At 48.1% G+C, this 11515-nt stretch carries 10 protein-coding genes and 1 pseudogene; 9 read left to right on the top strand and 2 right to left on the bottom strand.

Annotated elements, in window-relative coordinates; all coding sequences use genetic code 11:
* Positions 1-3: 3 nt before the first annotated feature.
* From gatA to FC43_RS07880, 5 genes are all read left to right on the top strand, one after another.
* Complete coding sequence (gene gatA, locus FC43_RS07860) at positions 4-1476, top strand: Asp-tRNA(Asn)/Glu-tRNA(Gln) amidotransferase subunit GatA (RefSeq protein ID WP_056955268.1); 1473 nt, start codon at positions 4-6, stop codon at positions 1474-1476.
* On the top strand, positions 1477-2901 hold the full coding sequence (gene gatB, locus FC43_RS07865; RefSeq protein WP_019206010.1) for an Asp-tRNA(Asn)/Glu-tRNA(Gln) amidotransferase subunit GatB: 1425 nt from the start codon (positions 1477-1479) through the stop codon (positions 2899-2901).
* A 16-nt stretch (positions 2902-2917) separates the two neighbouring features.
* Positions 2918-3919: a diacylglycerol kinase gene (locus FC43_RS07870; RefSeq protein ID WP_019206009.1), complete on the top strand. Its 1002-nt coding sequence runs from the start codon at positions 2918-2920 to the stop codon at positions 3917-3919.
* A 90-nt stretch (positions 3920-4009) separates the two neighbouring features.
* Positions 4010-5380 carry a 23S rRNA (uracil(1939)-C(5))-methyltransferase RlmD gene (gene rlmD, locus FC43_RS07875; RefSeq protein ID WP_056955269.1) on the top strand — a complete coding sequence of 457 codons (1371 nt, stop codon included), beginning with the start codon at positions 4010-4012 and terminating at the stop codon, positions 5378-5380.
* 109 nt (positions 5381-5489) lie between these two features.
* On the top strand, positions 5490-6104 hold the full coding sequence (locus tag FC43_RS07880) for a helix-turn-helix domain-containing protein (RefSeq protein WP_056955270.1): 615 nt from the start codon (positions 5490-5492) through the stop codon (positions 6102-6104).
* A gap of 310 nt (positions 6105-6414) precedes the next feature.
* On the opposite strand, the gene FC43_RS07885 is transcribed toward FC43_RS07880, so the two are convergent.
* Entirely contained in the window at positions 6415-7374 is a 960-nt protein-coding gene (locus FC43_RS07885; protein ID WP_056955271.1) for an IS30 family transposase, read from the bottom strand.
* A gap of 167 nt (positions 7375-7541) precedes the next feature.
* Between FC43_RS07885 and FC43_RS07890 the strand changes: the two genes are divergently transcribed.
* The 4 genes from FC43_RS07890 (at position 7542) to FC43_RS07905 (ending at position 10895) form a co-directional block, all read left to right on the top strand.
* Positions 7542-9398, top strand: a complete 1857-nt coding sequence (locus FC43_RS07890; protein WP_056955272.1) for a heavy metal translocating P-type ATPase — start codon at positions 7542-7544, stop codon at positions 9396-9398.
* 62 nt (positions 9399-9460) lie between these two features.
* Entirely contained in the window at positions 9461-9697 is a 237-nt protein-coding gene (locus tag FC43_RS07895) for a heavy-metal-associated domain-containing protein (protein ID WP_056955273.1), read from the top strand.
* Positions 9690-10232: a hypothetical protein gene (locus FC43_RS07900; protein ID WP_056955274.1), complete on the top strand. Its 543-nt coding sequence runs from the start codon at positions 9690-9692 to the stop codon at positions 10230-10232. Before FC43_RS07895 ends, FC43_RS07900 begins: the two co-directional genes overlap by 8 nt.
* Before the next feature lie 24 nt (positions 10233-10256).
* A complete protein-coding gene (locus tag FC43_RS07905) occupies positions 10257-10895 on the top strand; it encodes a Crp/Fnr family transcriptional regulator (RefSeq protein WP_019206002.1) in 639 nt (212 codons plus the stop codon).
* A gap of 296 nt (positions 10896-11191) precedes the next feature.
* On the opposite strand, the pseudogene FC43_RS10910 reads toward FC43_RS07905, so the two are convergent.
* Positions 11192-11371 (bottom strand): annotated as a pseudogene (locus FC43_RS10910) (IS30 family transposase); the annotation flags it as partial.
* Positions 11372-11515 lie beyond the last annotated feature (144 nt).

The following is an 11515-nucleotide window of genomic DNA, read 5'->3' on the forward strand; positions in this document are numbered from 1 at the left end:
CGGATGGCTTTTTACGATACCGATGTCACCCAATTACACGATGACCTGGTCAACAAGCGGGTTAGTGCGACGGAATTGACCCAGGCGGCGTTTGCGCGGATTAAGGCTACGGACGACCAAGTCAAAGCGTTCTTGGCTTTAAATGAAGAAGCGGCCTTAAAGCAAGCCGCGGCCTTAGACCAAGCGGGGATTGCCCCGGACCAAATGCTGGCGGGGATTCCGCTGGCCGTTAAGGATAACATTGTCACGAAAGGGCTGACAACGACGGCGGCGTCTAAGATGTTAGCTGATTTTAAGCCGGTTTATGATGCGACGGTGGTCGATAAGCTGCACCAAGCTGGGGTAATCAACGTCGGTAAGACCAACCTGGATGAATTTGCGATGGGGTCGTCCACGGAAAATTCGGCCTTCCAAACGACCAAGAACCCGTGGGACCTGACCCGGGTGCCAGGGGGTTCGTCTGGTGGTTCCGCTGCGGCCGTTGCGGCCGGTGACGTGCTAGGGGCCGTCGGGACCGATACTGGGGGCTCGATTCGCCAACCGGCTTCCTTTACTGGGGTCGTGGGGATGAAGCCAACTTACGGACGGGTTTCCCGTTGGGGGGTCATTGCCTTTGGCTCCTCCTTTGATCAAGTTGGTTGGTTGTCGCAAAGCGTCAAGGACAACGCCTACATGTTAGAAGCGATTGCCGGCCTTGATGCCAAGGACATGACCAGTTCACACCTGGCCGTGCCACACTACGCCGCTAATCTCGCTCAGGCTGACGTTAAGGGACTCAAGATTGCCGTGCCAAAGGAATACTTAGGTGAGGGGATTGATGAGGACGTCAAGGAAGTCATCAAGGCGGCCTTGGCCCACTATGAATCCTTGGGGGCCCAGATTGATGAAGTCTCGATGCCGCATACCAAGTATGGGATCCCTGCTTACTACATTTTGGCTTCCTCCGAAGCGTCCTCAAACTTGCAACGCTTCGACGGGATTCGTTACGGCTTCCGGGCTGCTGATGTGAAGAATCTGGAAGACGTTTACGTTAAGACGCGTTCCGAAGGATTTGGCCCAGAAGTAAAGCGGCGGATCATGCTGGGGACCTTCTCCTTATCCGCGGGGTCATATGATGCCTACTTTGCCAAGGCGGCGAAGGTCCGGCGCTTGATTGCAGATGACTTTAACCAGGTCTTGGCGGATCATGACGTCATTATGGGGCCAACGGCGGTTTCAACGGCCTTCAAGGTCGGTGCGGAAATTACGGATCCAACCAAGATGTACTTAAACGACTTGCTGACGGTGTCCGTCAACATGGCTGGTCTGCCGGGGATGTCAATTCCAGCTGGCTTCTCTAAGGCTAACGGGATGCCAGTTGGGCTGCAAATTATCGGGAAGGCCTTTGATGAACAGACCGTTTACGATGCCGGGTACGTCTTTGAACAAACGACTGATTTCCACAAGCAAACGCCACAATTAGGGGGGCAAAACTAAATGAATTTTGAAACCACTATTGGTCTGGAAGTCCACGTGGAATTAAAGACCAACTCCAAGATTTATAGCCCGTCCCCGGTTAACTTTGGGGCGGCACCAAACGAAAATACCAATGTGATTGACTGGGGGTACCCCGGGGTCTTACCGAGTCTGAACAAGGGGGTAGTCAAAGCCGGAATCATGGCCGGCTTGGCCTTGCATGCCGAAATTACCAAGCAGATGCACTTTGACCGGAAGAACTACTTCTACCCGGATAACCCGAAGGCGTACCAAATTACCCAATCAGAAACGCCAATTGCCCACGATGGCTGGGTTGAAATTGAAGTGAACGGCAAAAAGAAGAAGATCGGGATTGCCGAAATGCATATTGAAGAAGACGCCGGGAAAAACACCCACACGGGCCAGTATTCCTATGTCGACTTAAACCGGCAGGGCACGCCGTTGATCGAAATCGTCTCTAAGCCCGACATTGCGTCGCCAGAAGAAGCAGTGGCCTACTTAGAAGCCTTGCGGCAACGCATTCAATTTACCGGGATTTCGGATGTGAAGATGGAAGAAGGGTCGATGCGGGTGGACACCAACATTTCCGTGCGGCCATTTGGGAGCGATAAGTTCGGGACCAAGACAGAAATGAAGAACATCAACTCCTTTAACTACGTGCGCAATGCCCTGGAATTTGAAGAAAAGCGGCACCAAGCAGTGATTCTCTCCGGGGGCACGATTGTCCAAGAAACCCGGCGGTATGATGAAGCCACGAAGGGAACCATTTCGATGCGCTCCAAGGAAGGGAGCGATGATTATCGTTACTTCCCCGAACCAGACTTGCCGCCACTGGAAGTTTCTGATGAATGGATTGATGAAATTCGCCAAGCCATGCCGCAAATGCCCGGTGAACGGCGGGAACACTACGTCAACGACCTGGGCCTGACGGATTACGATGCGATGGTTTTGACGCAAACCAAGGAAATGGCGGACTTCTTTGAAGCGGCGGTGGCTACTGGTGCCGATGCCAAGCGGATTGCCAACTACTTGATGAACGACGTCAACTCCTACTTAAATGATGAACACGTTGATCTGCAAGACACTAAGCTGACGCCGGACCACTTGGCCGGGATGGTGAAGTTGATTGACAACGGTACGATTTCTTCGAAGATGGCCAAAAAGGTCTTTGCCGGGATTATTGACGGGGAAGAACCGGCTGCCTTTGCCAAGGCCCACGGCTTAGTTCAAATGTCTGATCCCGCTGAATTAAAGCCAATCATCGATGGGGTCTTGGATAACAATGAACAATCGATCATTGACTTTAAGAACGGGAAAGACCGGGCAATTGGCTTCTTGGTTGGTCAAATCATGAAGCAAACCCGCGGGAAGGCTAATCCGAAGGTGGTCAACCAAATCTTGATGCAAGCCTTAAACGAACGGTAAGAAACGAGGGATGGTCATGCACAAACGCGCGCGAATTATCTATAACCCAACTTCGGGGCGGGAAGCATTGCGTGGCGACCTGGTGGACATCCTGGCTGTTTACGAACAGGCGGGGTATGAGACCAGCGCCTATGCAACGACGCCGGAACCTAATTCGGCTAAAAATGAAGCCACCCGGGCGGCCAAGGAGGGCTTTGATTTGATTGTGGCGGCCGGGGGTGATGGGACCCTAAGCGAAGTTATCAACGGGATTGCGGGGTTAAAACAGCGTCCTACCTTGGCAGTGATCCCGGCCGGCACGACCAATGACTATGCGCGGGCCCTGCGGGTACCGCGTGAGGACCCAATTGCGGCCGCGAAGTTGATTCTCAAGGCCAACAACCGTTTTAAGATTGATGTCGGCAAGGCCAATGACAACTACTTTATGAACATTGCGGCGGGGGGAACTTTAACGGAGTTGACCTATGAAGTTCCGTCGCAAATGAAGTCTTTGTTTGGCTATGCGGCCTACTTTGCCAAGGGGGCTGAATTATTGCCCCAGATCAAGCCGGTTGAGATGAGCATCAAATACGACGGCCAGGAATTCCGGGGCAAGGCTTCGACGATCTTTTTGGCCTTGACCAATTCGGTGGGGGGCTTTGAACAGATTGTTCCCGATGCTTCCCTTGATGACGGGAACTTCTCTTTAATTATCGTCAAGGACAGCTCGCTGGTGGGGATGTTGCAGCTGATGACCAAGGCTTTAAAGGGAACGCACGTGGATGATCCGCGGATTATTTACGCTAAGGCCAAGGACGTCATGGTCACCCCGCTAGACGACCAAGATCGCTTAATGATCAACCTCGATGGCGAGTACGGTGGCGATGCGCCAATGCACTTTGTCAACCTCAAGCAACACTTGGAAGTAATCGCCAACCTGGACGAAATTCCGAATGATGCCTTGACGGCCGATATGAAGAAGTATGAAGACGACTTTGTGCGCGGGGTTGATGAACTAGCGGATCAAACGGCCCACTAGTTTGGACATTCCACCGGGAACTTAGTAGAATAGAAGGGCTGGGATTTTCCCAGCTCTTTTGCGTACATAGGAAAACAGGAGGAATCACGCATGAAGTTACAGCTACCGGTCCACAAGAACGAACACCGCACGGGGACCGTAACGGATCTGACCTACGAAGGCAACGGGGTGATCAAAGTTGACCATTACCCGATTTTTATCCCGAACGCCCTGTCGGGGGAAACGATTGAGTACGTCGTCACCAAAGTTAGTAAGAACTTTGCTTGGGGGCGGGCGCTGGCTTGGCAAACCAAGAGTGCCGACCGGGTTGAGCTGGCCGATCAGCGCTACTTGCAGACCGGGATTGCGCCCTTGGGGCATTTAAGTTATCCAGCCCAGCTGAAGTTTAAGCAGAAGTTGCTGGTCGACCTCCTAGCCAAGGCCCATCTGCCGTTGGAAGTGGCACCGACCTTGGGGATGAAAACCCCTGTGCGTTATCGCAACAAGGCCCAAGTGCCGGTGAAATTAATCCGGGGACGCTTAGAGACCGGGTTTTACAAGCGGGGCAGCCATGATTTGGTGCCAATTGAAGACTTTTTGATTCAAGATCCGGTGATTGACCAAACGATCGTGGCGGTCCGGGATGTTTTACGCCGCCACCAGATTCCAGCCTATGATGAACAAACCGGGCGCGGCGTGATCCGGACGGTGATGGTCCGGCGGGGGTATTATTCCCACGAGGTGATGGTGGTCTTGATTACCAAGACCAAGCACTTGCCAGCCCAACAAGCCCTGACAGCTGAAATTGTTGCCGCCGTGCCAGAACTAAAGAGTTTGGTCCAGAACATTAACGAAAAGCAGACGAATAAGCTATTGGGGGATCAGAACCGGGTCTTATGGGGCCAAGCCACGATTAATGATCAGCTCTTGGGGATCGACTTTAAGATTTCCCCACTATCCTTTTACCAGGTTAATCCCCAACAAACCGAAAAGCTGTATCAAACTGCAATTGAGCAAGCCAAATTGGACGGTAGTCAGGCCGTGATTGATGCCTATTGTGGAATCGGGACGATTTCTTTGGCGGTAGCTAAGCACGCCAAAAAGGTCTACGGGGTTGAAATCGTACCGGCCGCGATTGCCGATGCCAAGCAGAATGCGGCCTTAAACGGAATTGATAACGCTGAATTTGTGGTTGGCAAGGCTGAAGAACAGATGGCCAAGTGGCAAGCCGCCGGGCTGAAGCCAGATGTGTTGATCGTCGACCCACCGCGCAAGGGGTTGGCAGAAAGCTTAATTGAAGCCGCCGGGGTGATGGGCCCGCAAAAGATCATCTATGTGTCGTGCAATCCGGCCACCTTGGTGCGCGATTTGCAGCGCTTGGCGGCGGTGGGCTATCAGGTTACCAAACCAATTCAGCCCGTTGATCAGTTTCCACAAACGACCCATGTGGAGAGCGTTTCTGTCCTTGAGCGTGACGAGTAGTCACGCTCAAGGCCTTGGAAAAGATCTGATTTTAGCGGACTCAACCTACAGTTTGTGTAAAAAAAACGATGGTTCCAGTTATGCTTGAGTCATGAAAGGAGGGCCCGATATGGATCAAATCAAAATTGGAAAATTCATAGCATCCTGTAGAAAAGAATTGGGCATGACTCAGGCAAACCTTGCTGAGAAGCTCGGAATTAGTGATCGGGCAATATCAAAATGGGAGACAGGCAAGTCGATGCCTGATTCAGGGCTCATGTTGGAGCTTTGTGATCTTTTAAAGATTAACGTCAACGAACTTCTGTCGGGCGAAAGAATTATGACCGAGGCATATGACAGACGGGCAGAGGCAAACCTGCTGGCGATGAGGCAAGAGGTTGAGAAAAAGAACCGCCAGATGCTTAGGATGGAATACTGGCTTTCTTATCCGGCTCTGATTGCTGGGTTGGCCATGGTGTTAGTGGCGGCATTCATAGAGATACCGGTTTGGCTACGAATTTTACTCACCGGGTTTGCACTCGTGATTATCCTTACGGTTGCCTTGATCGCCGTGGGGATTGAACAAACGGCCGGCTATTATGAATGCCAGAATTGCCACCACAGATATGTCCCTACTTACTGGCAGACAATTCTTGCGATGCATAGGGGACGGACAAGGTATATGAAATGCCCGGAATGTGGAAAACGAAGTTGGCAGAAAAAAGCTCTCACAAAAGAAGGCTAGGATAGACTAAGGCTCCTTACTACCGGCAAATGAGCTGGTGACGAGGAGCTTTTTTTATGGATTGGGGGTCTTAAGTCCGTTGGCTTACAGCCGGACCTGTCGATCTGGAACGCATTTTAGTAGGGGTGGTAGCGGGTTTTCCTAACCACTTAGCACCTCAAAATAACCACCTAGCGGGAATCGATCCTTCCAAAATATTACTTTTAGTACGGTCACCTTTTAAAAAAGTTAACAGAAGGTATAACTAAATTATTTCATTTTTGAGTAAAAGGAGCTTCCGCTTTTTCTTGTCACAAAATGTCAATTTAAGTTAGAAAAAAAGTAGTTGCTCATCAGTGATATACTTCATGAATACCTCGTAAGGTGTTTGATAGCCCAATGACTTGCGAGGAATGTTGTTCCGGTAGCTCATTATTTGAGCAACCTCTTCATCAGCTAGGTGGCGGAGATCGCGACCTTTGTGGAGTCCATCGCGCCGCAGAAGGCCGTTGTTGTTCTCGTTTAACCCCCGTTGGTTAGGTGCCCCCACCTCGGCAAAGTAGGTCTGGAGGTCAAATTGGTTGGCAATTGCTCGCCAGTCAGCGAACTCCTTCCCATTGTCGAAGGTAATCGACTTGAAGTAGTGGGGTGGAAACTTTGCCAGCCATTCCTGTAAGTGCTGGATCACACTGGTGGCCGTCTTACTATGGACGTTAAGAATCACTTCGACTTTGGAAATCCGTTCGACCAAAGTCATAACGGCGCCCTGATGTCCTTTGTCCTGGACGGTGTCGGCTTCAAGGTGGCCGAATTCACGGTTAAAGTTGGGAAAGTCAACAGCCCGTTGGTGAATGCTTTGGCCAAGTTGACCGGCCTTCCCCCGCCGTTCTACGTAACCATTGGGGCGACGCTTTCCTTTCATCGGCAAGGTCCGCACATCAAAATTGCCCCGCTTAAAAAGGCGGTAAAGCGTCCGCATACTACAGCTGAGTGGCCGTTCAGCGCGTCCCATAATTGTGTCTGGCGTCCAGCCTTGAGCCACTTTGACTTTGATATAAGTTACCTCATCAGTGGGCAATTGAATGGCCTTCCGACCGCAATGAGCCTTGTTTTTACGATAGTGTTGGCAATACTCTTGGAGCGTGTGGCCGGCGGCCAGAAAGCGATAAACTCGGTAGACGGTTTCTAAGCTCCGGTGCAAAAGTTTGGCAGCTCGGTAGGCTTTTACTCCTTGGTCACGAAAATTAGCGATCATCGTTAGTTCGTCTATGGTAAGATGATGGTAGGTCATTTGTGGTGTCCTTTCTTTTGATGTATGGGTATTCAAAAGTCTACCACAAATGGCTTTTTATTTTTCTAACTTAATTTTACAAACCGCGAAATTACCAAACTTGATGACGGTCAAGTAACTTACTAGCTTCTTTTCTTATACTAAGGACAGTAAAAGGAGGTACCGATATGGTAAAAGTACAACGATTCCTGACTGAGCAACGGCAAGCATTGGTGATCGGCTTGACCGTTTTATTAATTCTGGCAGAAGCTTTTCGCTTTATCAGCTCAAATAACTTAATGTATCAGATCCTAATGGCCATTGCAGGGGTCATCGGTCTATTGCCGATTTTATTCACAGCCATCTCGTCATTAGAGGTACGGCTGATATCGATTGATGTTCTCGTCAGTATTGCGGTGATCGGTGCGTTTATCATTGGCGAATATAACGAAGCGGCGATTGTTACCTGGCTTTTTATGGTTGGTGAGGTATTAGAAAACGCTACTTTAAGGAAGACACGGTCGGCAATTAAGCAACTAACCGAACTTGCTCCTCAAACCGCGGTGGTGATTGATGAAGATGGCAATACCAGTGATGAGGATGTGGACTTCATTGATCCAGGGGACATGGTCTTGATTAAGACCGGAAATCAGGTTCCAGTCGATGGCACGATCAAGACTGGGACTGCCGTTCTAAATGAAGCTAGTATTACTGGGGAGTCCCGGTTAGTTAAGAAACATCCTGGAGATGCAGTTTTTGCGGGAACCATTTTGGAAAATGGGACGGTGACGGTGAATACTACCGCGGCAGGCGAAGATACTACGTTCGGTAAAATTATTGAACTAGTGGAAGAAGCTCAGGATTCGCAAGCGAAGACGCAACGCTTTATTGATCGCTTCGCCCGTTATTACACGCCAGTTGTGCTATTGGTAGCAATTATGGTTGGCTTGATTACACGAGACGTGCGGTTAGCAATTACCGTAATGGTTCTTGGTTGTCCAGGTGCGCTTGTGATTGGTGTCCCTGCATCTACTGTTGCTGGAATCGGTAATGGTGCTCGTCAGGGGATTCTCTTTAAGGGTTCCGATGTCATGGACCGGATGAAGCATATTGACGCGATTGCCTTTGATAAGACGGGTACCTTAACTGTCGGGAAGCCAGTTGTTACTAGTGTCAATGTTCTGAACGGAGACCGACAGACGATTATTGATCAAGCGGTAGCAGTTGAACAACGATCGGACCACCCGTTGGCACAAGCAATTAGCAAGCTAGATAGGAAGTACGATTATCAGCCAACCGATATTCAAACGATTAAGGGACAGGGAATCCGAGCGCAAATTGGTGAAGGTGAGTACTTATTAGGTAATCCAACCCTGATTAAAGACTTATTAGGTACCAGTTCAACTCTCGACCAACTCATTGATCAACTGACGAGTGATGGAAATTCGATTGTTATTTTTGCCAGCATGGATCACCATGAATTGGCAATCTTTGGTATCAAAGATCAGTTACGATCACAGGCACAATCGGCGTTACGACAATTAAAAGCGTTAGGGGTCAAACGACTCATAATGTTGACTGGCGATAATGAAGGAACCGCTCATCAGATCGCAGCTAACCTGCCAATCGATGAAGTTCACGCAGCGATGCTTCCTCAAGGGAAAGCTGACTATCTCAAACAGCAACAGGTTGACGGTCATCGGATCGCATTTATTGGTGACGGGATTAATGATAGTCCGGCACTCTCCGCAGCTGATGTTGCAGTAGCAATGGGTTCCGGTACTGATGTTGCAATGGATGTAGCCGACCTAGTACTTGTGAAATCAGATCTGAATAGTCTAGTCACCAGTTTTCGCTTGGCACGGCGAACCATTACCAATATGAATGAAAACATCTTGATTGCCTTACTGACGGTAGTGCTATTGTTTATTGGACTTTTTGTTGGTTATATCGAAATGGCATCAGGAATGCTGATCCATGAGCTTAGTATTCTGATTGTTATTTTGAACAGTATGCGATTGATGAAACGAATTTCTCAAAATTGATGACAATCAATTTTTATTTACGGTGGCTAAATTACAATGAAAATAACAAAGGAGTGATAACCATGGAAAAAGTAGTGATGAAACTTGATGGTTTAACTTGTCCATCATGCCTAGCTAAGATTCAAAAAAGTGTTGAAAGCATTGACGGGACCGATGACGTGAAGGTACTGTTCAATGCGGGAAAGGTTAAATTTACACTAGATTTGGCCAAAGCTTCACCCGATGATGTTCAAGCAAATATTGAAAAAATGGGCTACACGGTTCAGGGAATTAAGGTAAAGGGGCTATCAGATGACTAGTGAAGAACAGTATCAACAGGAACTAAAACAGAGCGATATTGATCACCATACACCAACGGCAGGGGCGATGACGGGTCATATCATTGCCAACTTATTAATTCATTCACTAAAGATTAGTCAGGCAAAGCTATTTACGAAAGGGAATGCGGCATTGTTTTTATCCCAATATGGCGATGATTGGATTGCGCATGAACAGGAAGCATTTAATCACCTGAATCAGCTGCTAGTTCAGAATGGTGAGAGTATCCCAACGACGACGGATCAGTTTCGTGAATTTACCATGCTAGAAGAAAATGGTGCTGATAAGTATTTGCCAGGGGATGACCAATTATTTGCCTTGGTAAAGGATTTTGACACGCAGATTCTCTTTATCACGAAGGCCATTGCTCTTGGCAATAAAGAAGAATGGTCTGAATTAGCAGTAGATTTAACGGAATTATTGTCATGGATCAAAAAGCAAATTGCTTTAACCCAGCGCTTCTTGGGGCATGATTTACGGACGGGGTTGTATACTGAAGAAGATGATGACTTCTAACATTAAATGATGGAGGATACTCTAATGAAAGAAGAACTTTGTGTTCACCTGGTTCCGCTCTTTAATCAGTTAAGTTTAGAACGCCAGCGCCAAGTGGAACAGCTGGTTCATCACCAGCGTATTAAGCGCGGAACAATTGTTGTGAGTCCAGACAAGGATGACCGGTTAGTGATTGTAAAAAGTGGCCATGGTCGAATGTACCAACTAAGTGAAGATGGTGAAGAACGGGTGCAACGAATGCTGAAGACAGGTGATTATGTTGGTGAAACCTGGCTCCTGGGGGTTGCCAACCATAGTAGTTATGTAGAAATGACTACAGACAGTGATATCTGTATTCTTAATCGGCAAGACTTTATCCAATTGATTCACCACCGAAGCGAAATTGCCTTAAAACTAATGGCAGGACAGGCGGCAATGATTGAAAGTCTTCGTCAGCAAACACGGCTGATGGGACTGCCAAACATTGAAGAACGGGTAGTGACTTATCTGAAACAATTGATGGTTGATCAACAGAGTTCGGAAGTTAAGCTACCCTTGAAACTCAAGGACCTTTCTTCATACCTTGGGACAACCCCCGAAACATTATCGCGGACGCTTGCTCAATTGGAAGCGGATAGTAAACTCACGCGTCATTTGCGAACGATCCAAATTATTCATTTGTAAAAGGAAATGAGTCCAATACACATACAAAAGGCATTAAGCATTCAAAAGTTTTGAACGCTTAATGCCTATTTTTAACTCACCCGTGGGGGATGCTAGCCATTCAAGCCGCCATAGCTTATAGCCCTAAATATTTATCTTTAATCATTTCGGCTTTCTTAGCATGATCTTCAGGGTAGATGAAACTGTAATCAATGCCTAGTTTGGCTAGTTCATCAAGGATGGGACGTTTATATTTAGCCAGAATAATATACTTTTCCTTTTCATTTGGCAGATTGCAAGAAATAACTTGAATAAATTTAGTAACGCAGATTACGCAAAAAGATCTCAATCGGTGTTCGCCAATTTAAACATTTGAGTGGTCGGGAATTCAAATACCAGTTAATTTGAATCAATTCATCATCGGTAATCTCATCAGTCGGTTGACCTTTGGGAATGAAGCGGCGTAGTACTCGGTTGCGATTTTCATTACTGCCGCGCGGCTTTGCCGGTGTTGATGATGTGGCCAAGAAATTAGGCATTAGCAAACGAACGCTGCAACGAAATTTAAAAGCAGAAGCAACCAACTTCGTACAATACCCTTAGAGGTTGACACTTTTAAAAATGAAAGTGTTGCCTTTGGG

This window comes from Limosilactobacillus ingluviei DSM 15946 (assembly GCF_001435775.1).
GTDB classification, from domain to species: domain Bacteria; phylum Bacillota; class Bacilli; order Lactobacillales; family Lactobacillaceae; genus Limosilactobacillus; species Limosilactobacillus ingluviei.